The sequence below is a fragment of the Fischerella sp. PCC 9605 genome (genome assembly GCF_000517105.1).
GTDB lineage: Bacteria > Cyanobacteriota > Cyanobacteriia > Cyanobacteriales > Nostocaceae > PCC9605.
Genome location: NZ_KI912149.1, coordinates 721,618 through 744,764, shown reverse-complemented (window position 1 = coordinate 744,764; position 23,147 = coordinate 721,618). Strand labels below are relative to the sequence as shown.

At 43.4% G+C, this 23,147-nt stretch carries 19 protein-coding genes and 1 tRNA gene; 14 read left to right on the top strand and 6 right to left on the bottom strand.

The window, feature by feature from the left end; genetic code table 11:
- The first annotated feature begins 2 nt into the window (after positions 1-2).
- The 3 genes from FIS9605_RS37370 to FIS9605_RS0118150 all read left to right on the top strand — a co-directional run bounded on the left by FIS9605_RS37370 (position 3) and on the right by FIS9605_RS0118150 (position 3,445).
- Positions 3-758: a C40 family peptidase gene (locus FIS9605_RS37370; protein ID WP_051470055.1), complete on the top strand. Its 756-nt coding sequence runs from the start codon at positions 3-5 to the stop codon at positions 756-758.
- 192 nt (positions 759-950) lie between these two features.
- Positions 951-1,964 carry a glycosyltransferase family 2 protein gene (locus FIS9605_RS0118155; protein WP_026733876.1) on the top strand — a complete coding sequence of 338 codons (1,014 nt, stop codon included), beginning with the start codon at positions 951-953 and terminating at the stop codon, positions 1,962-1,964.
- Between the two features lie 248 nt (positions 1,965-2,212).
- Positions 2,213-3,445, top strand: coding sequence for an MFS transporter (locus FIS9605_RS0118150; RefSeq protein ID WP_026733875.1), 1,233 nt, complete (start codon positions 2,213-2,215; stop codon positions 3,443-3,445).
- A gap of 77 nt (positions 3,446-3,522) precedes the next feature.
- On the opposite strand, the gene FIS9605_RS0118145 is transcribed toward FIS9605_RS0118150, so the two are convergent.
- Positions 3,523-3,596: transfer RNA gene (locus FIS9605_RS0118145), tRNA-Arg, on the bottom strand.
- Positions 3,597-3,636: 40 nt separating this feature from the next.
- Here FIS9605_RS0118145 and moaC point away from each other — a divergent pair.
- Positions 3,637-4,137 (top strand): cyclic pyranopterin monophosphate synthase MoaC, encoded by a 501-nt coding sequence (gene moaC / locus FIS9605_RS0118140; RefSeq protein WP_026733874.1) that lies wholly within the window; start codon positions 3,637-3,639, stop codon positions 4,135-4,137.
- 130 nt (positions 4,138-4,267) lie between these two features.
- Here the strand turns inward: moaC and FIS9605_RS0118135 are convergent, their stop codons facing one another.
- Positions 4,268-4,462, bottom strand: coding sequence for a DUF2795 domain-containing protein (locus FIS9605_RS0118135; protein ID WP_026733873.1), 195 nt, complete (start codon positions 4,460-4,462; stop codon positions 4,268-4,270).
- Positions 4,463-4,689: 227 nt separating this feature from the next.
- On the opposite strand from FIS9605_RS0118135, the gene FIS9605_RS0118130 reads away from it, so the two are divergent.
- A complete protein-coding gene (locus tag FIS9605_RS0118130; RefSeq protein WP_026733872.1) occupies positions 4,690-5,235 on the top strand; it encodes an Hsp20/alpha crystallin family protein in 546 nt (181 codons plus the stop codon).
- Between the two features lie 56 nt (positions 5,236-5,291).
- On the opposite strand, the gene FIS9605_RS0118125 is transcribed toward FIS9605_RS0118130, so the two are convergent.
- Positions 5,292-5,483 (bottom strand): hypothetical protein, encoded by a 192-nt coding sequence (locus FIS9605_RS0118125; RefSeq protein WP_026733871.1) that lies wholly within the window; start codon positions 5,481-5,483, stop codon positions 5,292-5,294.
- 43 nt (positions 5,484-5,526) lie between these two features.
- On the opposite strand from FIS9605_RS0118125, the gene FIS9605_RS0118120 reads away from it, so the two are divergent.
- The 6 genes from FIS9605_RS0118120 to FIS9605_RS0118095 all read left to right on the top strand — a co-directional run bounded on the left by FIS9605_RS0118120 (position 5,527) and on the right by FIS9605_RS0118095 (position 9,336).
- Positions 5,527-6,522 (top strand): DnaJ C-terminal domain-containing protein, encoded by a 996-nt coding sequence (locus FIS9605_RS0118120; protein ID WP_026733870.1) that lies wholly within the window; start codon positions 5,527-5,529, stop codon positions 6,520-6,522.
- On the top strand, positions 6,519-6,824 hold the full coding sequence (locus FIS9605_RS0118115) for a chaperone modulator CbpM (RefSeq protein WP_026733869.1): 306 nt from the start codon (positions 6,519-6,521) through the stop codon (positions 6,822-6,824). The genes FIS9605_RS0118120 and FIS9605_RS0118115 overlap by 4 nt, the downstream gene beginning before the upstream one ends.
- 94 nt (positions 6,825-6,918) lie before the next feature.
- A complete protein-coding gene (locus tag FIS9605_RS0118110; protein ID WP_026733868.1) occupies positions 6,919-7,176 on the top strand; it encodes a 2TM domain-containing protein in 258 nt (85 codons plus the stop codon).
- 115 nt (positions 7,177-7,291) lie between these two features.
- Positions 7,292-7,603 carry a DUF3181 family protein gene (locus tag FIS9605_RS0118105; RefSeq protein WP_026733867.1) on the top strand — a complete coding sequence of 104 codons (312 nt, stop codon included), beginning with the start codon at positions 7,292-7,294 and terminating at the stop codon, positions 7,601-7,603.
- A 286-nt stretch (positions 7,604-7,889) separates the two neighbouring features.
- A complete protein-coding gene (locus FIS9605_RS0118100) occupies positions 7,890-8,108 on the top strand; it encodes a hypothetical protein (protein WP_026733866.1) in 219 nt (72 codons plus the stop codon).
- A gap of 412 nt (positions 8,109-8,520) precedes the next feature.
- Positions 8,521-9,336 carry a DUF928 domain-containing protein gene (locus FIS9605_RS0118095; protein ID WP_051470054.1) on the top strand — a complete coding sequence of 272 codons (816 nt, stop codon included), beginning with the start codon at positions 8,521-8,523 and terminating at the stop codon, positions 9,334-9,336.
- Between the two features lie 80 nt (positions 9,337-9,416).
- Here the strand turns inward: FIS9605_RS0118095 and FIS9605_RS0118090 are convergent, their stop codons facing one another.
- From FIS9605_RS0118090 to FIS9605_RS0118080, 3 genes are all read right to left on the bottom strand, one after another.
- Complete coding sequence (locus FIS9605_RS0118090) at positions 9,417-12,236, bottom strand: CHAT domain-containing protein (protein ID WP_082209801.1); 2,820 nt, start codon at positions 12,234-12,236, stop codon at positions 9,417-9,419.
- A 12-nt stretch (positions 12,237-12,248) separates the two neighbouring features.
- The gene (locus tag FIS9605_RS37365) at positions 12,249-14,759 is read right to left on the bottom strand and encodes a two-partner secretion domain-containing protein (protein ID WP_051470053.1); all 2,511 of its coding nucleotides are present in this window, start codon (positions 14,757-14,759) and stop codon (positions 12,249-12,251) included.
- A gap of 148 nt (positions 14,760-14,907) precedes the next feature.
- A complete protein-coding gene (locus tag FIS9605_RS0118080) occupies positions 14,908-17,109 on the bottom strand; it encodes a PAS domain S-box protein (protein WP_026733863.1) in 2,202 nt (733 codons plus the stop codon).
- Between the two features lie 557 nt (positions 17,110-17,666).
- On the opposite strand from FIS9605_RS0118080, the gene FIS9605_RS0118075 reads away from it, so the two are divergent.
- From FIS9605_RS0118075 to FIS9605_RS41080, 3 genes are all read left to right on the top strand, one after another.
- A complete protein-coding gene (locus FIS9605_RS0118075; RefSeq protein WP_026733862.1) occupies positions 17,667-18,695 on the top strand; it encodes a hypothetical protein in 1,029 nt (342 codons plus the stop codon).
- Between the two features lie 315 nt (positions 18,696-19,010).
- A complete protein-coding gene (locus tag FIS9605_RS37360; protein WP_051470052.1) occupies positions 19,011-22,901 on the top strand; it encodes a caspase family protein in 3,891 nt (1,296 codons plus the stop codon).
- Positions 22,798-23,127 carry a GUN4 domain-containing protein gene (locus FIS9605_RS41080; RefSeq protein ID WP_082209800.1) on the top strand — a complete coding sequence of 110 codons (330 nt, stop codon included), beginning with the start codon at positions 22,798-22,800 and terminating at the stop codon, positions 23,125-23,127. The genes FIS9605_RS37360 and FIS9605_RS41080 overlap by 104 nt, the downstream gene beginning before the upstream one ends.
- Positions 23,128-23,147: the final 20 nt, after the last annotated feature.

Sequence of the window (23,147 nt, the reverse complement as noted above, 5' to 3'; positions counted from 1 at the left end):
GAATGTCCCTAAATATAAAATCTAAAATTGAAAATCTCAAATCGGCTGAATACGAGTGTCTAGCTGACCTGAACATATATGATTCTCCGGAATGTACGCGCTTGGCGACGCAAGCCTCAGCGGGAAGACATTTGCGGGTGACATCAGATGAACGGGAAGCAGCAGTGGAAGTGTGTTTGTGTGAGGATGACTATCCGGGGTGGTTGTCGCTTACAGATTTGGTTTTATTACAAGGAATTACTGTACCTTATCAGGCTAAATCATTTTCTGAAGCAGAGATTAAAAAACTACTGCCAGAAGCGATCGCTTTTACCCATAAAGCGATGCAGCAACCCAATCATTATCTCTGGGGTGGTACAGTCGGGCCAAATTACGACTGTTCGGGCCTGATGCAGGCGGCGTTTCGTTCGGTGGGTATCTGGTTGCCCAGAGATGCCTATCAACAGGAAGGCTTCACTCAGCCAATAGCCACTACAGAATTAGAACCAGGCGATCTCATATTCTTTGGGACTCCCCAAAAAGCTACTCATGTGGGACTCTATTTAGGAGATGGGTTTTATATCCATAGTTCTGGTCAAGATAAGGGGCGTAACGGTATTGGAATTGACCTTCTCTCGGAACAAGGTGATGAGGTTAGTCAGTCATACTACCAGCAGCTACGCGGTGCTGGCAGAGTGGTGAAAAGTTACGAACCGCAGAATCACAGAGAAAAGGGTGTAAGGGTGAATTCGTTTTTCTTCAATACCCCTAAACCCTAGCCCTGTCAAAGTGGGTTAAAAAAGTCCTATTTGCTTGTTACTTGGTGTCTTAGTGTCTTGGTGGTTAATAAAATTTGTTTTTGAATCACAAAGACACAAAGGCACAAAGAAAACTTGATGTTGAAGGCTGCACCTTGACAGGGATACCCTAAACCCCGATACCCCTACTGAAAGAGGACATAAAGAACAAATATGAGGAGTGGATTAGTTTCTAATGGGATGGCTGGACAGCATGAGGCAAAGTCCTTACCCATTCCAGATGTCTCGGTGGTGGTGCCTGTGCGTGATGAAGTAGAGAGTTTGCCTCATTTATTGGAGGCGATCGCTTCCAGCTTAAACGCCAGCAATCTCAGTTACGAAATCATCTGTGTAGATGATGGTTCCACAGATGGTTCAGCGCGGTTTCTCAAAGAACAAGCGCAAATTCGCAATGATTTAAAAGCAGTGATTCTGCGGCGTAATTACGGTCAAACTGCGGCAATGGCTGCTGGTTTCTATTACGCCCGTGGCAAAGCAGTTGTAACATTAGATGCCGACCTGCAAAATGACCCTGCGGATATACCTGTGTTGTTAGCCAAGCTGGAGGAAGGTTACGACTTGGTTAGCGGTTGGCGGAAAAATCGCCAAGATGCAGCCCTAAAGCGGTTACTTCCTTCCAAAATTGCCAACTGGTTGATTCGCCGAGTTACTAGCGTGCACGTTCATGACTATGGTTGTTCGCTAAAAGCCTATCGCGCTGAATTGGTGGCAGATATGAACCTCTACGGTGAACTGCACCGATTTTTACCAGCCCTAGCGTATATCGAAGGGGCAAGAATTACAGAAATGCCCGTACGTCACCATGCCCGCCGCTTTGGTCGCAGCAAGTATGGTTTGTCGCGGACGTTCCGAGTCGTGATGGATTTGTTAACAATTTATTTTATGAAAAGGTTCCTCACTCGCCCAATGCATGTTTTTGGGTTGTGGGGTTTGATTTCCATACTTTCGGGAGGGGCAATTGGCATTTACTTGACTTGGGTAAAATTAGCTTTAGGTCAGGATATTGGCGATCGCCCTTTACTCATTTTGGCGGTTCTCTTGCTAGTGACTGGAGTTCAGCTGTTTTGCTTTGGACTGTTGGCAGAGTTGCTGATGCGTACTTATCATGAATCCCAAGGACGTCCTATTTATCGAGTGCGCGAAGTAGTCGCTAAAAATATTAAGTAATGTAAAATTAGTTAATAGTTAGTGGTTAGTGGTTAGTGGTTAGCAACCAACTACTGTACGGGCCAACAGTCCTTCGCCCCTACTACTAGTCTGTCAACTTTGAATTGATGGATTCAGATGCGACAAGCAAGACTTGGAGGACAAACCAAACAAGAGAGAAAAAGCTTTAAAATTTACCCATCAAATCAACCTTGACGCTCTACTACTAACTACTAACTACTAACTACTAACAAAAGATTACATCTGCTGTGAAAGTACTTAGTAAAACTGATACCAAACTACGGCGTAACCTGCTGATTTTGTTTGCAGCAGGTTTGTTGTTCTGGTCTAGTTTGTCTTGTTTATTGCCAACCCTACCACTCTATCTTGAAGAAGTGGGTGCAACCAAGCAACAAATCGGGATTTTGATGGGTGGTTTTGCCATTGGATTGTTGCTGTTTCGTCCCTGGCTAGGACAGTTAGCAGATAAACGGGGTCGTAAAATTGTATTGCTCATTGGTATCTTGGTAGTAGCGATCGCCCCTCTGGGTTACGGACTCACTAATTCTTTTCCTTTATTGATGGTGATACGTGCTTTTCATGGCATTAGTATCGCCGCTTTTGCGACTGGCTATTTAGCGCTGGTTGCAGATTTAGCACCACCAAACCATCGTGGTGAGATCATTGGCTACATGAGTCTGGTCAATCCGATTGGCTTAGCAGTAGGCCCTGCTTTGGGCGGTTATTTACAAGCTGCGGCCGGTGATACTGCATTATTTTTGTTATCTGCGGGACTGGGTGGATTAGGGGTCTTGTGTATTGTGCCAGTTGTCAATCCACCAATTCAAACACAGCAACAAGCCAAAGACCAAAAGACTAATTTTTGGCGCATGTTGGTTAGTCCAAGAGTAAGAATACCAGCATTTGTGATGTTGATGGTTGGTTTGACTGTTGGGAGTTTACACACTTTTGCACCCCTATTCATCAAATCCACTCAGGTTGACTTGAATGTTGGGTTGTTTTACACAGCCTCCGCCATTTCTAGCTTTAGTGGTAGGGTATTTATTGGTCGAGCCAGCGATCGCTTAGGACGGGGATTGTTTGTCACTTTAGGCTTAGTTTTCTATTCTGTCTCAATGGTGTTGATGTGGTTAGCCAATAATGTCAGTATTTTCTTAATCGCTGCTTTGATTGAAGGCGCTGGAGGCGGTACGCTGATCCCGATGGTTTCAACAATGATGACAGATCGTTCGCTGCCACAAGAAAGAGGACGTATTTTTGCTTTGTGCATCGCTGGATTTGATGTTGGCATCGCGATCGCAGGTCCTGTTTTTGGTTTTGTAGCCGAACAATTTGGCTATCGGAATATCTTCGGTGTCACTGCTGCTTTTGCTGGACTCGGCATTCTCGTCTTCCTAACTCAGTCCGGTAAGAACCTTCCCACCTCCGTGCGTTTTGCCCTCGGTCGCGGTGAAGATGTTTACGCTTTGAACAAAATCTAAATGTAGAGACGCCAGATATTGCAATAATGTAGAGACGCGAGATCTCGCGTCTCTACAAAAGCGTCTCTACAAAAGTACGGGCGAGGAGGGATTCGAACCCCCGACACCGTGGTCCGTAGCCACGTGCTCTAGTCCACTGAGCTACACGCCCTTGTTGGTCACAGGATCTAATGTTAACACATCATTACCAAATGACGCAAGAAAATTTTCCATTTCATTCTGCTGACCTTACGCATCTAGATCATCAGGGTCAAGCCCAGATGGTAGATGTGTCTGGAAAAGCACCTACAGTCCGCCAAGCAACCGCTGCTGCTAGAGTGCGGATGTTACCAGAGACCTTTGCTGCCATCCAAGCAGGGAATGCTCCCAAAGGAGATGTATTGGCAACGGCAAGACTAGCGGGAATTATGGCAGCTAAACAGACGGCTAACTTGATACCCTTGTGTCATCCCTTACCCTTGCAAAAAGTAGAAGTAACCGTCACACCCGATTCCCAATTACCTGGTTATCAAATTCAGGCTACAGTCAAAACCAAAGCTGAAACTGGTGTAGAGATGGAAGCATTAACAGCCGTTTCTGTCGCTGCTCTCACTCTGTATGATATGGCGAAAGCTTTAGAAAAGTCGATTCAAATTGAATCAATTCGATTAGTGAGTAAAACTGGCGGTAAATCAGGAGATTATTTTCAATAAGAATAAGTTCTATGTTTTTGGTAGTTGCTCGCTGATAGTGAATTGTTACAAACAACAAATAACTAACAACAAACAACTACTACTAACAGTCACCACAAGACATAGATTTATTTATGCCTACGTACTTGACTTATTTAATTGAACTTACAGCTTCACTGACATCAGTTGGAGTTTTGTACTCCTGATCGGGCAATTGCTGTAAAACAGAGATAGCATTCTCATCAGCGCCTTGCTGTTGAGCACGCTGAATCAATTCTTGTTTACTAGCTGGATAGTCCACGCCCTTCAAATGTTTTTGTAGTTGAATCGGGTTGATTTTAGCCATTTTTATTCACCTCTAAAATTCCACCTCTAAATGTCATTTCCATATTTACAACAGGATGGGTTTGTTACCTCTATCAACAAGATTAAGCAAAAAGATAAAAGTCTTAATTTCTGAAAAGCAAAATGTCATCCATTGGGCTGATGAGGCAAATTTTTACTCTTGATACTTTAAGGTGGAAGCCAAAGGATTGTAAGTCTTACATCTGATATATATCGGAGGGCTGAAATATGCCATTAATACGTTGGGATCCTTTCCGGGAAATTAACCGTTACGATCCTTTCCGGGAAATTACTAGCTTGCAACGCGAAATGAATCGCCTGTTTGATCGCATGATGACTACTAGCGGCGATGAGGGCGAGATGGCTGGATATGCTTTTATACCTGCGGCTGAAATGCACGAAAATCCCGATAATATTGAACTTCGGATTGAACTTCCGGGTATGGAAGCTAAAGACTTGGATGTAAAAGTTACCGCTGAAGCTGTTTCGATCAGTGGGGAGCGCAAAGCTGAAACTAGGACTGAAGAAAAAGGCATGAGACGTTCGGAATTTCGCTATGGTAGTTTCCAAAGGGTAATTCCTTTACCTACCAGAATTCAAAACGATCGGGTACAAGCTGAATTTAAGAATGGTCTTTTGTGCCTAACAATGCCGAAAGCTGAGGAAGAAAAGAAAAAAGTTGTCACAATTAATCTCGGCGAACAACAAACTCAGGCGATTGGTGAAGAGTACGACAGGCAAACTCAGCAGCAATTACAATCTCAATCAAGTTAACTTAGGCGATTTTTTGTAATTGCTTCTGTTAATCAGTAATTGTGTTTTCTGGTAATTTAACGAGCACTACCAGAGCAAAAATTGACAGCAGGATTGACAGGACAATCTCTATAAAAATATTGTGCTGTCAGTCCTATTTTTGCTTGCTCAAAATTATAGGAATTGAGCATCATGGCAAACAAGCCTAACGTTGCGACTGCCAGATGAGCAATGCCATACTGACGGCAGATTTTTGTCAACAATTTCATAAGTAAATTAAAGTTAGGCTTTCTATTCAACAATAAAACAGCTATGCCAGCTGGAACCGACTTCAAGGATTATTACCAAATTCTAGGGGTGAGCAAAAATGCCACACCGGAGGAGATAAAACAGGCTTACCGCAAGCTGGCACGTAAGTATCACCCCGATGTCAACCCTGGAGATAAACAGGCGGAGGAACGCTTTAAAGAAATCAACGAAGCTAACGAGGTACTTTCCGATCCAGAAAAACGCCAAAAATACGATGCTTTTGGTCAATATTGGCAGCAAGCGGCTACAGCAGGCGCATCACAACCACGTGGTCGGGGTACAAGAGTAGATGTTGGTGGGTTTGATTTCGACCAGTACGGTAATTTTGATGAGTTTATCAACGACCTGCTTGGTCGGTTTGGTGGTGCAGGTCGAACTGGCAGAAGTTATACTTATCGTACCTATACAGGCGGCGATCGCGACTATGGCGATTTTTTTGAAAATGTTGCCACCGAAGTACCCGCACCCGATACGGAAGCGGCTATTACCCTGACTTTTTCGGAAGCATTTCACGGTACACAGAAACGATTGCAAATCAATGGTGAAACGGTTACTGTTCGTATTCCCCCAGGTGCAAAATCCGGAAGTCGCGTTCGTATCAAAGGTAAAGGACGTCCCAGTCCGTTTTCCCAACAGCGGGGAGATTTATACTTGACAATAGAAGTATTGCCCCATCCCTTCTTCCGATTTGCAGGCGATAACCTCACTTGTGAGATTCCGATTCGACCAGATGAAGCTGTTTTGGGAACACAAGTGAAAGTCCCAACACCCGATGGTAACGTCACTATGACAATTCCGGCGGGTGTGCGTTCCGGACAATCTTTGCGGCTACGGGGTAAAGGATGGACACAACCAAAAGGAGGACGCAGCGATTTGATTGTCAAATTGCAAATTGTATCTCCCAAAGATTTGAGTTCGACCGAACGCGAGTGCTATGAAAAAATCCGCGACAGTAGCACTTTCGATCCACGTACTGCTCTAGAAGAGGTGAAACTATGAATCAAGTTAGCCTATCACGAGTGGTTGTCTCTGAAGAAGGCGATCGCCTTTACACATTTGAGTATGCGGCTTTAGTGACGCAAACATCAACTGCACTGATAGAACGTTTTGCAGCGTTGGGATTGATTTCACCGATTAATTCGATGTTGCGATCGCGCGATATTGCTCGGATCGGTCAAATTATGCGTTTGCGTCGGGATTTAGGACTAAATTTAGTTGGAGCTGCTATGGTTATAGACATGGCAGAAGAAATTGCCCAACTGCGGGCACAGTTGCAAGCATACCAGTCACGGCAATTATAAGTCCAGTAGATTTTTTGAGTGGACGGCAATAATAGCCGAAAAAATCCTAAAATGAGTCAGAAAACAATTTGATTAAAATCTGTAACAAACTTGTATGCCTCCTCGTTGGCCTCGTAAACCCGATCGCAATGACCCAGCTTACCGCAAACTCGATGACCGGATGAACTTTGCCGTACATGTGGCAATATTTGCGGCGTGTAATTCTGGGTTGTGGTTTTTTCACAACTTCTTGAAAGCTACTTGGGAGTGGCTACCTTGGGTGACAGCAGGCTGGTTAGTGGTATTGTTGGCACATCTAATTTATATTGCTGCGATCGCCGACTACCGCGAGACACCACCCAAATCCACCTGAAGAATGACTAACAAGACTGGGGCGATTGTAACTTGTGGCGGTAGAACCAGCCTATTAATTGAGCGATAATAATAATGAGCATGAAAATTCGCTTCCGTTCATAAGGGTTATTTTTATGGCTAAGACTAACACCACAGAATTACTGGAAGCCCTAGCAACTGAAATTGGCGAAAACGTTTACATAGACATTGCCAAGTGGCATCTGTATTTATCGGATGCCAAATTGCATACTGTGGTTGCAGAACAAGTGTATCCCTTAATTACTGACAATAAGCCTGTAGATGAAGACGATGTTATCCAAGTTCTAGAATCCATTCCAGTCAAAATTGGCGGTGGTAGAAGAGAAATTCCTTTGATTGATTTATTGCCCTTGCAATGCCAGGTCAATTTAGTAGATATATTGGAAAAATTTCAACGCGAAATGTAATTTTTCTTGCCAAGTTTTATAAAAATATCTTGGCTAGATTTATTGCTATCTTTTCATAAATAAAAGTATAACTGCGTATCAGTTTCATTTTGCAAATTTGCTTGAAAAATAAGGCTGATACATAGTTTTTTTATGCCTGATATTCAAGAATAGCTAATGTATCAATAATTTCAAATAGTGCTAGTAGTTAATTACAACAACAAACTACTCACCACTAAATCTCATCATCATAAATTAGTTTATTTATGCCAATCTACTTAATGCAAACTTACGGAGGTTATCCATTATGTTACTACAAATCAAAGATACTGGCGAATTGGTTAAAATTCAGGATGTTCAAGAATTAATTGACCCCAATATTGATAGTATTCATGCTAAAGAACAACAAGGTCAGGAAGAACAAGCATCGGAATCTTATAGAAAAGAAAATCTAGTTTTTCCTTCTGGTGAAAATCTACCGCGTTGTTGGATGGACGCAAATTATAGAAACTCGAAAGCTTCCTAATTAGCCAGATTTAAAAATTGGTAAGATATAGAGACACAAACTTTTGTGTCTCTATACTTTATTTTACTATTATCAAAATATCAAAGCTTATATTGTGTCCTTGCCTCCATCAGCGCTGGCTAATACATTAACATCACCTAGAGGTAAGCTCCCCGACTTCTTAAAGGATACTGTTGGTCATTCAGGGATATTATACCATTTCACGTTAATCACAATACATATAAATCCAGTAGTTAGTTGTTGCAAATAACACATAAGAAACAAAGATGACCAAACACTACAAAGACGGGTTTAGTCATGATATTTGTAGTTTTAATAAACAGGGTATCTCAGGATATCTATTACCCATCCTCACCCAGTCACCACAAAAATCTGTGATGCTTATTTGCTAATAAAAAATCACCAATGACTAATGACTAAATCAAAATGTGCGTTGACCATAACTTTTGCATTATTGTGTTACATGAGTTTTTTAGTGCCAGTAGTGGCACAATCCAATCAACCAGCCAGCAATGGTTCTGAGCGGATACAAATTCGCTTTCGAGAAAAAGAACCCGATGGATCAAGCCGAGGTAGACCTACCAAAAGAGGAGGAACAGGAAGCCGTGGCAAGTGTCCCCCCGTGGAATTGTTAACTACTGCTTTAATACCTGCAAAAAACGTGGCTTTAGCAGTAGAAGAGCATCCTACCTTCTGGTTTTTTGTCCCCTATAAGGCAACTGATGTATCTACTGGAGAGTTTGTATTACAAGATGAAGCAAACAAAGATGTTTATCGAACTGATTTCACCCTACCAAAAACACCAGGTATTGTTGGTTTGAGCCTGCCGTCTACAGCGCCACTAGCAATCGACAAAACCTATCAATGGTACTTCAAACTTTACTGTAAAGATGCAATTGATAGCGCCTCTGGAAACTTATCCAACCCAGTGTTTGTACGTGGATGGGTGCAAAGAGTAGCACTCAAACCAGACTTAGAGTATCTATTGAAATCAGCTACCACACCACGGCAGCGCATAGCTATTTACGCTGAAAATGGTATTTGGTACTCAGCTTTGAGTGAGTTGGCAAAACTCCGCTTGAGTGAGCCACAGAATCCCACCTTTAATAAGGATTGGGCTCAGCTATTGCAAGATGTTGGTCTAGAGAATTTAAGTACACAGCCTATGATTGGAAAGGTAAAAAATAAATTAGAACCAGGGAACAGGGAACGGGGAACAAGGGAATAAATTAAGAGGTTTTTAAATGTCAGAAATTAATAATTTTAAAGACTTCAAAATTTGGCAAAAAGGCAGGGAATATAACTGATTTAAAGCCAATTTCCCACCAAAACGTAGGGTGCCCATAAATAAGGAATTTCATGATCGGTTAATAGCTTCAGTTGGGCAAGACGGAGAGCTTCAACTTTAGTAAGGTTGGTGTTTTCTAACTCCTGATAAAACTTACTCATGAGTTCAGCTGTAGATTCATCATCTACTGACCACAAAGTTGCTAGCGTACTGCGTGCGCCCGCCCGTACTGCTATGCCAGCAAGTCCCAAGGTAGCTCGCGTGTCTCCAACAGCAGTTTGGCAGGCACTAAGAACAAGTAATTCAATAGCGCGAGACTCACTGCCATTGCGAATTCGCAATAAGTTATCAAAATCTTTTACTTTCAGGAGTTGTTCCCAAGTAAGGATAAATGTTTTCTCAACATTAGAACTAAATTCGCCATGGGTTGCGATGTGAACTACGGTGTATGGTTCTTCTTCAATTTGGTTTTTTACATTTGTTTTAGTAAAATTGTGATTGAGAAGTTCTTCACTTTTGGGTATTGCCGACTGAATTTTTTGCAATTCGACTTCCACATTTTTGAGTGGAGCAAACTTTCGACCTTCGATGTTGCGTTGTTCGCTAACTCCGGCGGCTAAAGCATTTAGCTTTCCTCGTTGCAAAGGTTTGGGATCAATTAGCTGCAAACCAGGAGCTAGAGCAATAGCATACTTCTGGATTAAATATTGTTTATGCGTGTCGTCGTAGAGGACTGCCATAGGGATATTTCGCAAAGAACCATCCAACACAAAAACTAATGTTTTGATTTTCATTTTTGCTAGTTCGGCTTCTAGTGGTTGAATTAACCAGCTATACACCTGCCCAGAAAATTTCTTGACATCATTAATTTGGTCTGGTTCTGTTAGAGATTGCTGTAATTTCTCTAAGGCAGTTTCAACTTCACTTGCTTGTTTATAAATTGTGTAGTGGCGAAGTTCGTTTTTAGTTGGTAACTTGAGGATGATTTCCAGACGGTCTTTTAAAATAATTGGATAGATGACTGCTGTTGTTGGGTCAGTTTTGTCAACAACTTCATCAATCTGCTTTGGTGAAGGCTGCAAACAAGCTTCTCTAAAAAAGTTTTCTAGTTCCGTTAACTGGAGAGCTTCAATGACATTGCGGGCTTGCTTTAAGTTTTGTTGACTAATCCCCCCATCTACAGAGGGGGAAAGAGGGGGAGATTGCAACAGTAAATCTACAAATTGCCGATAGACAGGTTCGACATTATCCCGAAAGGAAAACTGAACATCTGGGTTGAGGGCAACTAAATCATTGCGTAAAGAATTAAGGGTACTGACTGCTTGCTTGTAGAATGCGATCGCACCTTTAATATCGCCTTTGATTCTGAGTATATGTCCTAACTGCCATTGCCACAAATAAGCAATATCTCCGGCCTGAATTGTCTGGGCTGTTGTTAAAGCTTGCTCCGTCAGTTTCTGGGCATTGTGCATATCTTGGGTTTCGAGGTACAGTCCACCCAGCGCACCCAAAGCATAAGCAACTGAGCGGCGATCGCCATTACTGTTTGCCTGTTGAATTGCTGTTGCTAAACCTTGGGCAATTTCCTTCCACCCAGGGTTATTTGCAATTGTAGCTTGCTTTAAGCATATCAAACTTTGAGCCAAGTTAATTTCGGCAAATATTGCTGTTTGGTTGGCAGGTATCCGGGTAAGCTGATACTGTACCTCAGACGCTAATTTCTGTGCTTCTGACCATTTCTGCAATTCCAGTAATATACTCAGTTGATTAATTTTTGCTTGAATTTGCACGAGCGGAGAGCCAGAAATATCAGCCGCCTGCTGATAAGATTGGGCAGCTTGCTGATAGTACCTGGAAGCTTCATTAGAGATAGGATTATTCGCATTTGTGATTGTACACTGCAACGGTGTAGCCTTTTCCTGGCTGACTGTATTTTGCTGGTGACGCCCTCTATTACCCAAGGCGCGTTGGGTGTTACCTAAACTCAGCAGTGCTGCACCCATTTGGGAGGGCGATCGCAATCTTTGAGCGACATCACGGCTTTGCTGCAATACCTTTAAGGACTTTTCTAATTCACCGACTAATTGCAGAACATCACCAAGGCTGCGTAAAGCGGTTGCTTTCATCAGAGAGTCTGGTTGTTTCTGCACAGAGGTAAAAAGCTGCTCTAAATTTGTGCGAGCCTGACGATAATGCCCCAAAGTTTGCTCAGCTTGAGCAATGTTTATTAAGCTACGGATTCTACTAGGTTCATCACCTATTTGCTCGTAGGTTTTAGCAGCTTGTTTCCAACTATCTAAAGCTTGTTGGGTTCTGCCTAGTTCTAATTGCAGACTACCTTGAACGTCTAACACTTGTGCTAACACCTGTAGAGACGCCAAATCTCTGTTTTGGTCAGTTTCTAAAATCTTGAGACTTTGTGTGATGTTGTCATTTGCTTTTTCTAACTGTCCGAGTTGTTTCAAGGCTAAAGAAAGATTGCTTAACGCCATTGCTTCCCCTAGTCTATCTCCACTAGCTCTAAAAGCTTCTACAGCCTGTTGCAAAACCGTTACAGCTTGATTGTAATCTCCAGCATCGTAGAGTTTTCGACCTTGTTCAACCAAGGCTTGAGCATTTGGCAGATTGTAGGTACTCTTTGCCTGAGTCAAAGGAAAGGTAATTTGTATGCCTGGATTTAAACTAAACTGGCAGATAATAAAGAACGCAGTTCCCAGAGCAAGTATGATTCTCCTGAGCCACCTGCTAGCGTAGAAACAACGTGAATGAGAAGCAACCAGCTTTAGGTAGGGTTGCACAGCGCGGAAAATTCCAGAGCGTTTTTTGCCGTTTACTTTCATCTCTCTACTGTCTCAAGGGCAAGTTGGGGGAGTAAGCCAAGAACCCAAAGCCGTGGTTGTAGGTGCAGAAGCTGTCAGTACTACCTCACCAGATTTATTAACTACCCAACCATTAGCTTCCACTATTTCATGTTGGATTTGAGATTTGGGTAATAATTCTTCCCCTCTCCCAGACGCGCCATGGCGCGTCTCTACATCTCTCCCCATCTCCTGACGCTCAAGCGTAACCCAAGGGAGCGGTACTGTATTCTCAGTGCGGAGTGCTTCGCTTGGTAGGGGTGGCAAGCCTCCACGTCCGGTGATAATAAATCTATTGCTTTGGTTAGCAGGACAGCCTTGTGCTATTAGTTTTGTAGAATCGATAGGGATAGCTGGTAATTCCACTAATCCAGAACTAGGATCTAAATCCGGGGTGTTAATTCTTACTGTGCCACTTAACTCAGAATTTGCCCCTGTAGCAGTGATATCACTGTATGAAGTAGATGTCTCACGGAACTGGATGCCGAAAAGTCCAGAGGTATTGATAGTCACATTACCTCCACGAGAGTTAACAGAATTAGCACTGATGTCGCTATTTTCTTTGGCAACAGTAACTAATAAAGGAGTATTAATACTGATGTTACCTCCATTGCCGTTACCATCTGCTGAGGCAGATATGGAACTATTGTCACGCAACAGTAACAAATCCCGTGCCACAAGTTGAATATTGCCACCTTCACCGGATGCGGTTGCAGCAGTGATACCACCATCACGCTCTAAAAAGATATAGTTAGCATCTACCCGCAAAGTCCCAGCATTGTTTGGGCCATCATTTCTGGCATCGATTCTTGCACCATCTGTAACTTTCAATTGCTGAGTTTTAATTGTCACATCTCCAGAAACACCCTTCGGTACAGGAGGTAGTCTAAACGCTCTTTGTAAAGCATTATTTACAACAGGGGCAGACGATCGCACAATACTAAAATCGCCTGTTTGTGGGACTCTACCACCTATTTCTACAGACTCTGTAGCATTAATAACAATACTGCCAGCGTCACCCGTGTCCAAGGTAGAAGTACTGACTGCTCCTCCATTACGAAGCAACAACTTTGATGTGTTGATTGTCACTCTGCCAGCATCCCCGCCGTTGAAAGTGAGAGCAGACAAATTACTTGGCGAGAAATTGTTTGTCACTCCAATCGCTTCGATAGAGTTACGAGCATTCACGGTGACATCTCCACCATTGCCAGTACTAAAAGTTGCAGATAATATTCTTCCCCCTTGGAAAAGGGATAACTTTCCTGTTGACAAGCTGATATCTCCTGCATCTCCAGAACTGAACGCGACAGCAGAGATGAAGCTTTCTACAAAAGGATCGGCGGGTGAATGCCCTATCACTTGCACCGACTCTGAGGCATTGATACTCACATTGCCCGTCTTGCCAGCACCGTAGGAACGAGTAGTTATTGCTCCCCCATTTCTAATAGCCAACACAGGAGTGAATATTGCAATATCTGCTCCAGTTCCATCTCCTGTAGTTTCACTACGCAAACCGCTACTAAGCATGCCATTTGAGTTGGTTCCACTCTCTTCTAAAGACCGATCGGTATTAACGCTAATGCTTCCCCCTTGTTGCTGCCCTTGATTTTGAATCAAAATGAGTGAACCATCAGTCAGCGCGACATTATTACCCTGTACCTGAACAGCACCACCGCCACTAGCATCGGCTAGGGACTGTTGCGATAGGCGAATATCTCGATAACTTTTTACGCCTTGATAATTTAGGGCAAAGCCAGAGGAAATGAGAGTAAGGCTCACCTGTCCATCATCTACACTACCTAAATCAATTCGTCCTTGTTCGGCCGTTAACGTGCCACCCTCTACATCTACATCACCACCTACCAAAGCGAGGGTTTTTCCTGGTGACACCCGCAAACCAGTTGCGCGACTACCCTTAACGATTGGTGAGAATCTAGGCGTCGCAACAGATAAATCGTATCCCGTACCTTGTACCTTTATGCTTCCTGAATTCTGTCCAAATTGCAAACCAATGGGAGTACTGACAGTCAGCAGCGGTGTAGTTTGAGGGGAAGTTGTACCGATCTGCGTGCCATCAGCAAAGTTGATACTATTGGCTGTACTAGCTAAAAAAGAGCCACCAACGTTTAACCTAGCATTAGCACCAAAGACGATCCCATTGGGATTGATGAGAAATAAATTCGCAGTACCGTTAGCCTGAATCAAGCCATCAATATTAGAAATAGATTTTCCCGTTACCCGACTAATAATATTCTGAATATCCAAAGTATTGTTGAAAAAGGCTGTGCTGTCAGTGGGAATAGAAAACGAATCAAAGCTGTGAAATAAATTCGTGCCAACTGTTGTTCCTCCTTCTATTCTGCTAGTATTCCCTTGTTGAGTGACAGCGGAATCGACTGGTAGCGTCGCATCCGGAACAATTTGTGCTGCTGTTGGCTTGCAACAGTACGCAAACAAAAACGTACTGCCGCTAAGGAGCCACAATTGTAGAGGACGCGGTTTCATAAACAACAGATTTACCTAAAAACTTTTTTGAATATACCGCTAAAAGAACCTCACTCCCAATGCAGTTCGGTTAACTTTTCCTTGGTGTCTTAGTGTCTTGGTGGTTTGAAATTTTTTCAACCACAAAGGCACAAAGACACCAAGTATTCTACTCAAATTGAGATTGAGCCATAACAACGCGATCGCGCCCCGTTTTTTTGGCAATATAAAGTGCAGCATCAGCGGCTTCAATTACTGCTGCACCCGTCATTCCGTGTTCTGGGAACATTGCTACTCCCAAGGACAATGTAATGTTGCCTAATTTCTGACGTTGATGCTGTACATCCAAGTGCTTAACTCCTTGGCGGATTCGCTCAGCGCGTTCTTGACAAACTTCTAAAGATGTTTCTGGCAAAATCAACAACATCTCTTCACCGCCATAACGACAGGCTATATCAGCCTTGCGGACTTGCTTTTTTAAAAATCCACCGAGTTCGCGCAACACAATATCGCCTGCTTCATGACCAAATGTGTCATTGAAACTTTTAAAATGGTCAACGTCAATCATGATAATTCCTACTCGTTGCTGGTTGCGTTCAGCTCGGCTTACTTCTCTTTCTAAAGATTCTTCTAGATAGCGGCGATTAAATAAACCTGTGAGAGGATCGCGGATACTCTGCTGTTGTAAAGCTTCGTTGAGTCTGAGGTTTGCCAAAGCTAGTGCTATGCGTTCAGCAACCGCAGAGGCTAGCTGTTGTTTGGCTGTTGTAAATTGTCCTTTGTGTTGTGAATGCAAATGCAGCATACCCAAAGCTTCGCCTTGTGCCATCATTGGTACGCAGAGAGCTTCGCCGCTGAATATGTCTTCCTCAATGTGGGTACAGTGTAAACCGCGATCGCCAGATGCGGCAAAATGCGATCGCCCCCGTCGCAGCGCCCAGCATTGCTTGGGTGAAAATACTTTCTTACTTGCTAAGATTGAGTCACCCCAAACAGTCACAGCCTCGACTAAGTGTTTTGACGAACTAATAATAAACACTCCACCTGAGGTTTCCGGAAATAAAGGTTGGACTAACTGAGTAATTACCTTATACGCCTCTTCTACTGTCAAGCAAGCTTGCAAGATATCACTCATTTCGCTGAGTAAGGCAATTTCACGGTTGCGCTGTTCTAGTTCTTGCACCCAACAGGTGAGTTGCTCGTTGGCTTTGTGCAACGCTGCTTCTGCTTGCTTGCGTTCCGTAATATTGCGGTTGACACCAATAGTTGCGCTGGGCTGACCTTGTTCGTTGTATAGTGGCACGAATACTGTTTCGCATACGCCTTCAGTTCCATCCTTACGGATAAACTTAATTTCACCATCCCAACGATTTGTACTGAGCAACTCATCCATGATTTGCTGTGTCACTACAGCAGACTCTTCTGGCTTGTGCAAAATACCCAACGTTTTGCCTGATACCTCTGTTTTGGTATAACCGAACATCTTTTCTGCGGCTCGATTCCAATCAATGATGCGACCTGACAAGTCTGTCACAATTACACCATCGGAGATATTTTCAAAAATGCAAGCTTGTTGTTGTAAAGTCTGTTCCACGTGCTTGCGCTCGGTAATGTCTTGAATCTGGGCGATCAAGTACAATGGTTGACCGTGAATGTCGCACACTAGCGATCCACTCAACAGAATCCATACCACATGTCCAAGCTTGTGTATATACCGCTTCTCCATGTGATAACAGCGAATCTCGCCAGTTAGCAGTTGGTGTATGTAGTTAAGATCGGTATCGCAGTCGTCTGGATGGGTAATTTCTTGACAAGTCGTGGAGAGTAATTCTTGTTCCGAATAACCGACAATTTCGCACAAAGAATGATTAACTTGAAGCCAACTACCATCTAGTCCCACCAGTGCCATGCCAATTGCAGCGTAGTCAAAGGCATTGTGGAAGCGCTCTTTACTCTCGCGTAATGCTTCTTCGGCTAAAAGGCGATCATTGATTTCAAGTTCAAGCTGTTGGTTCGCTTTCTTCAGTTCTGCCAGATTGGGAATAGCAAGAACTTTTGGAAGCGATCGCACCAATACCATAGTCGCGCACAGTGAACCAGAAGCCGTGATGGCTTTGAAAAACCCCAGCAACTTATAGGTAGGATGCCAGAACGTCCAAATTTCCATCAAATGGGTAGTGCCACCAGCTACAATCAATGCCGCAATTATCCCGAGAATCCACTTGCAAGGGAAATCTTGCCGCTTGCGAACAAAATAGACAAGCATAATAGGGATGAGGTAATAGGCGAGCGCGATCGTAGAGTCCGATAAAACATGCAGCCACACTAAATTTGGCTGACATAGGTAGCAATGTCCGTATTGCTGATACACCGCACGCACCTTTGTTTCACGAAAGTTGAAAACTCGTAGTTAAAAACTCGTAGTTAAAATTCAGTCTTTTGATAGATGCGTAAATTTTATACTTGGCTTTTTTGCACCTGCAATTTTTTTAACTTTTTCTTTAGGCAGAATCTAGTAAGTAAAAATCCGGTCAATAGTCAATAGTCAATAGTCATTTGTCATTGGTTAGTGGTTAGTAGTTAGTGGTTGTAGAGACGTGCCATGGCACGTCTGTACATTGGTTAGTGGTTATTCTCCCCATCTCCCCATCTCCCCATCCCCCACTCTCCCAGACGCGCCATGGCGCGTCTCTACATTTCCCCCCACTCCCCCACTCCCCACCTCCCCATTCCCTTTTTTCACAATTGACCACTAACAGCGACAATGATAGTGGTGTGCCGAAAAAACACCTATGGAAAAATTTTAGTTATTTTTACTCATTAAGATTTTCCGGCAAAGCCCAAAATAACCTAACTTTGAAACAAACTCAGGTATTTTTACTCAAGGTTGATTGAATTTAAACATTTGTTGCACATATTTAACAAACTATGAATCAGGGACAACAAATTGTAATCGAAGGCATATATGAAGTGTGTATTGGCGTCCCAGAAGCAATTACTGCAATTCAATATTGGGAGCAATTCGGCTATCGCGTTGGTCAAGAGGGAGAATTACCAGCAGCTATAGCGAAACTATTGTATGGTGTAGACTCGCCTTTACGCTCGATTCGTCTTTACCACCAAGATGCAGATCATGGTTTGATTCGTTTAATGATTTGGCAACATCCCACCAACACTGGGTTGGGGATGGGGTCAATGAAAGTGAAGGGTAATCGCTGGGCCACGACCTTAACCACAGATATTTTGAATATCCTAAATCATGCAGAAGAGGCAAAAGCAGCTGGGTATCCACTCCGGTTTACTCACCCCCACTGGGAGGTCATCTATAACAAAGAAAGGAAAAGCCGTCCATTTGCCGATACCATGATTGGGGTGCGAGAAATGCTGCTGCTGCAACCATTAGCGCGACAGGTTTTGTTTCAAAGGTTTGGCTATACGCTCCCCGATTACGGAAATATTAATATTGATTCTCCTTTTAAAACTAGTCAGTTTACTCACATGGGGATGGTAATTCAAGATGACAGCAAAGAAAAGTTGAAGTTTTATGACGAAGTGTTAGGTTTATTGCGAGTGCGTGATGATGTCGAGACTAGCTACGAATCATCACTAGCAGGCCGGGAAATATTTGATCTCCAACCAGGTGAAAAGTTTTTTGTGACAGCCTTTGACGATCCGCGTTCTTCTACGACCGACTTTATGGCAGCGCGTAGTGGCAGACTTTATATTATTCGTTTTCCCGATTCTATGAATATAGATTCGCACTTTGAGGCAGCACAACCCGGCAGCTTGGGAATGTGTTTGTACACTTACCGAGTCAGAGGACTAAATCAATTTAGCGATCGCATCAAAGCAAGCCCAGTGCAACAGTTCACAACTATCGTAGAAAATGAGTTTGGAGAACCAAGTTTTTCTTTCGTTGCACCCGATGGGTACTTCTGGACTTTAATTAGTAATTAACGTGTAATGCACCATAACTAGTATTTAGTCTCAAGACCCGACAGCTTCACAAATACTGTATTATAAATTTCGTCAGTATAGTGATGCGCGAACAATACTACAACTGTTGATGGGGTAGTTGAATCAGCAACTCTTGTGAAATTAGGACTGTAAATTTACATTCTAGCTTGGTGTCTTTGTGTCTTGGTGGTTAATAAAACATATTTTTCAACCACCAAGACACAAAGAAAACATTTATTTGTGACATAGCGCATAAGTTCTATCAACTATCACCCATCAATTGAAAAAGCCTGACAGAGTGGAGTAGCAATCATTATGGCTAAAAACATTTACGCACTACTAGTCGGCATTGACGAATACGATCCTGCCTCAATTGTGCCAATACCGTCTTTGCAAGGTTGCGTTAACGATATCAGTGCGGTAGAAGCATATCTGCGGGAGCGAGTTGCTCGCGATCGCGAATGGAATTTGGTAGAACCAACAGATCAACCTTGGATACTCATCAATGAAAATGCCACTCGTCAGGCGATAATTAATGGCTTTCGGCAGCATCTTTGCAATGCTGACAGTGAAGACGTTGTACTGTTTTACTATGCCGGTCATGGCGCGCAAGAAAAGTCACCACAGGAATTTTGGAACTTAGAACCAGATCGTTTGGATGAAACTTTGGTTTGTTACGATAGCCGTACAGCAGGTAGTCGAGACTTAGCAGATAAAGAGATAGCCTACCTCATTTCTAAAGTTGCCGAGAAAAATCCTCATGTGGTGGTGATTTTGGACTGCTGTCACTCTGGTTCGGGAACAAGAGACCCAGAAGTCACTGTGCGTCAGGCTCCTCTAGATAATCGCGAACGACCTTTGAGCAGTTTTATTTTCGCTGATGACCAAACAGCATTCGAGGAAGTGTTGCATACTTCTCGCAGCTTGGACAAGAAGATGACTGGGGTGGTATTGCCTAAAGGCAAGCATGTTGTGTTATCTGCGTGTCGAGACTATGAGTTAGCGAAAGAGTATAAAGGAGAAGATGGTAAATCCCGCGGTGCTTTTTCATACTTTTTGCTGCACGCACTAGAACGGACAAGTGGTAGTATTACGTATCGGGATTTAGCTAGAAATCTGAATGCGTTGGTGAGTGGCAAAGTCAGAGATCAGTCACCGCAAATTGAAGCGATCGATCTACAGGAATTAGACAAACCATTCTTGGGTGGTGCGATCGCGGAACGTTCTCACTACTTCACCTTGACTCACAGCTACAACGAAAATAGTTGGGTAATTGACGGTGGCGTCCTTCATGGTATTCCCAAACCCTCGCATGGTGCAGATACTTTATTAGCTATTTTTCCTGCTGGTAGTACACCTGAACAGTTACGCGACTTAGGAACTGCTTTAGGTGAAGCACGTGTTACGCAAGTGTTGCCACAAACAAGTAAGGTAGAGATTATTAGTGGAGGCGATCGCCTACTGGAAAATGCTAGTTATTGGGCAGTAGTTACAAGCTTACCAATACCTCCTCTGCAAGTTTATCTCAAAGGCGATGCCAGTGAAGCCGAAGGCATAGAACTGGCGCATCAAGCACTTCTGACTGCTGGCCCAAGCAGACAACCTTCTTTATACGTGCAGCAAGTCGAAGAACCAGAAGACGCAGATTACTACCTGCTTGCTGACAATGGTCAGTATTGGATTATACAACCTAGCAATAATCGTCCTGTAGTCGCCCCCTTTCCAGAAAGACCTACTCAGATAGGTTACACACCTTACTTTGCCTCTAAAGCGATTCAGCGTTTAGAACATATTGCCCGTTGGCAAAACATTCTGCAACTCAAAAGCCCCGCTACCAGTCGCATTCAATCTGATGATATCAAAATGGAGATTATTGTCCTTTCGGGACGACAAGAATCTTTATCGGCTTCAGAAATGCGGGTTGAGTACACCAATGAAAATGGCGAGTGGATATCACCAACTGTCCAAGTTAGACTCACGAATAACAGCGATAAAACTCTCTACTGTAATGTCATAATTCTCTCAGAAAACTACGCAGTAAATGTTCCCTGTTTTGCTGAAAGAAGTAGTGTTCGACTTGCACCCAAAGGAAGTGAAAGTAACGTCACAATCGCAAGTGATGAGCTAGGCTTTATCATCCCAAATGAATTTTTGGCACAGGGTGTGACTGAGTACAAAGATATATTTAAGTTGATTGCTAGCACGACTGAATTTGATGCTAGTTTGCTAGAACAAGATGGCTTAAATCCACCTTCACCAAAACGTTCTCTAGGAGGAAGAGGTACTCTGGGGATTTTAATTGAGGGAGTTGGCGATCGCAATGCCATCAAAACTAGAGCTAGAGGCAACTATGATGATTGGATGACGCAGGAAGTAGCTGTTACCATTGTGCGTCCACAGGATGCCAAATCATTGCAGAGCGATCGCAGCATCCAATTGCATAATGGTTTGGTAGAAGTGCTACCACATGCCAGTTTGCAAGCAAAAGTTAATCTCACAACCGTATCGCAAACTAGTAGAGACTTAGGAAATGTAATTTTTCCTTCTCTATTGCGACAACAACCTACCGTTGCCGAACCCTTCCAATTTACCACCAGCCGAGGCAGCGATCCTGGCTTGACTGGTTTGGAACTAAGTGACGTAGGAGATTACACTGTTGTCACAAAACAAGCACCTCTCAAATTACTGGTTGATCGAGAAATAGCAGATAACGAATACCTTTTACCATTGAGTTACGATGGGGAATTTTTCTTACCTCTAGGCAAAGGCAAGAAGACTCCCGATGGTAAAACAGAGATTACAATCGAACGATTACCCCAACCATTAGAAAGCAGTCGGAGTTTGCAAGGGTCAATTCGTATCTTTTTTGAAAAAGTAATTTGTCGCAAACTTGGAAGAAGATTTGATTACCCAATTTTAGCTGTTGCCACAGTTGGTGAAAACGATCAAGTAATATACGAAAAAAATATCGAGCAAGTCAAAGCAAAAGTTGCCCAAGCTAAGCGAATTCTCCTCTACATCCATGGCATTATTGGCGACACCGAATCTCAGGTTCCCAGTATCGAAACAGCCTTAGTTGAAGTAGATGAGCAAAAGTGTCCAATCAAAGATTTGTATGACTTAGTTTTAACATTTGACTACGAAAATATTCAGACAACTATTGAGGAGAATGCTCGACTTTTAGGACAACGTTTACACGCAATCGGCTTAGGAGCAAACCACGGCAAAGAGTTGCATATTGTTGCTCACTCTATGGGTGGTTTGGTGTCTCGTTGGTTTATCGAACGAGAAGGTGGTCATCAAGTCGTGCAACATTTAGTCATGTTAGGCACACCCAACGCTGGTTCTCCCTGGCCCGCCGTACAAGATTTGGTGTTCGCAGCCTTGGGGTTCGCTTTGAATCAACTTTCGGCGATTGTTTGGCCTGCAAAGATAGTAGCTGAATTATTGGAATATCTGGAAGCTAACGATTTTTCCCTTGAGCAAATGCAGCCAGATTCTACTGTCCTAGCACAACTTGCCGAGAATCCAGATCCTCACGTTCCTTATACAATTATTGCCGGTGACAGGTCGCTGGTTCCGGCAGCCACAGAAATTCAGCCAGCCAAACAATCTAGTCCTGTGCAGCGCTTGCTGCAAAAGCTGTTTGGTCAAGCTGTAGATAGAGTAGTAGACCGAGTGTTTTTTGAGCAACCTAACGACATTGCCGTTACTCTCGCCAGCATCAAAGCTGTCAATCCTAACCGCTTACCCCAGCCTAGAATACTATTACCAGATCCAGCCTGCGACCACCTCACCTACTTTACTCACCCCGCTGGTTTAGAAGCACTCGCCAAAGCTCTTTTTTGGGCACCTCTTCCCTTTGCCATAACTGAGGATTCCCAGTCACAGCCAGAAGCCATAATCATTAATACAGAAAAACAGAGCGATCGCCCCAGTGCTATTGAAGATGATATTACTATTGTGATTCCGTCGGATGCAGCTGGCGATCGCATTCCCGATACCGCGCCTAGTCCACCAGAAATTACCAATCAACCAACCGAAAATCGTCCTAGAATCAATGGTGCATTGTGGATAATTGCATTGTTGCTGGTAGCAATTACTGGTTTACTTATCTGGAACCGCAGCCAAGAACAAAAGCCAGGGACTCAGCAAAAAAATAGTCAGGTTTTCCCGACTCAGCAGACGCCTGTGGCTAAAATATAGCAGTGGACGCTTTGGCTTCAGCGTTCAGAAGCAAATTTACCTGGAAGTCGGCGGCAAGCCCGACGGCAAGTATTATAAAGAAGCTTGGGAAAAACTTGGCGATCGCATCGAATGGAGAGTGAAAGGAAACTGGATTTACTACTCTGATGTTACTTTTGACACTTCCGCATATAGAGAGCACCTCCCCAAAATAAATTATCCGGTAGTAGGGTGCGTTACGGCTTAAAGCCGTAACGCACCCTACAA

What these genes read in the sequence shown, in the direction of transcription:
- FIS9605_RS37370 (WP_051470055.1), top strand. Translation starts at nt 3, where the DNA reads ATGTCCCTAAATATAAAATCTAAAATTGAAAATCTCAAATCGGCTGAA.
- FIS9605_RS0118155 (WP_026733876.1), top strand. Translation starts at nt 951, where the DNA reads ATGAGGAGTGGATTAGTTTCTAATGGGATGGCTGGACAGCATGAGGCA.
- moaC (WP_026733874.1), top strand. Translation starts at nt 3,637, where the DNA reads ATGACGCAAGAAAATTTTCCATTTCATTCTGCTGACCTTACGCATCTA.
- FIS9605_RS0118135 (WP_026733873.1), bottom strand. Translation starts at nt 4,462, where the DNA reads ATGGCTAAAATCAACCCGATTCAACTACAAAAACATTTGAAGGGCGTG.
- FIS9605_RS0118130 (WP_026733872.1), top strand. Translation starts at nt 4,690, where the DNA reads ATGCCATTAATACGTTGGGATCCTTTCCGGGAAATTAACCGTTACGAT.
- FIS9605_RS0118125 (WP_026733871.1), bottom strand. Translation starts at nt 5,483, where the DNA reads ATGAAATTGTTGACAAAAATCTGCCGTCAGTATGGCATTGCTCATCTG.
- FIS9605_RS0118120 (WP_026733870.1), top strand. Translation starts at nt 5,527, where the DNA reads ATGCCAGCTGGAACCGACTTCAAGGATTATTACCAAATTCTAGGGGTG.
- FIS9605_RS0118115 (WP_026733869.1), top strand. Translation starts at nt 6,519, where the DNA reads ATGAATCAAGTTAGCCTATCACGAGTGGTTGTCTCTGAAGAAGGCGAT.
- FIS9605_RS0118110 (WP_026733868.1), top strand. Translation starts at nt 6,919, where the DNA reads ATGCCTCCTCGTTGGCCTCGTAAACCCGATCGCAATGACCCAGCTTAC.
- FIS9605_RS0118105 (WP_026733867.1), top strand. Translation starts at nt 7,292, where the DNA reads ATGGCTAAGACTAACACCACAGAATTACTGGAAGCCCTAGCAACTGAA.
- FIS9605_RS0118100 (WP_026733866.1), top strand. Translation starts at nt 7,890, where the DNA reads ATGTTACTACAAATCAAAGATACTGGCGAATTGGTTAAAATTCAGGAT.
- FIS9605_RS0118095 (WP_051470054.1), top strand. Translation starts at nt 8,521, where the DNA reads ATGACTAAATCAAAATGTGCGTTGACCATAACTTTTGCATTATTGTGT.
- FIS9605_RS0118090 (WP_082209801.1), bottom strand. Translation starts at nt 12,236, where the DNA reads ATGAAAGTAAACGGCAAAAAACGCTCTGGAATTTTCCGCGCTGTGCAA.
- FIS9605_RS37365 (WP_051470053.1), bottom strand. Translation starts at nt 14,759, where the DNA reads ATGAAACCGCGTCCTCTACAATTGTGGCTCCTTAGCGGCAGTACGTTT.
- FIS9605_RS0118075 (WP_026733862.1), top strand. Translation starts at nt 17,667, where the DNA reads ATGAATCAGGGACAACAAATTGTAATCGAAGGCATATATGAAGTGTGT.
- FIS9605_RS37360 (WP_051470052.1), top strand. Translation starts at nt 19,011, where the DNA reads ATGGCTAAAAACATTTACGCACTACTAGTCGGCATTGACGAATACGAT.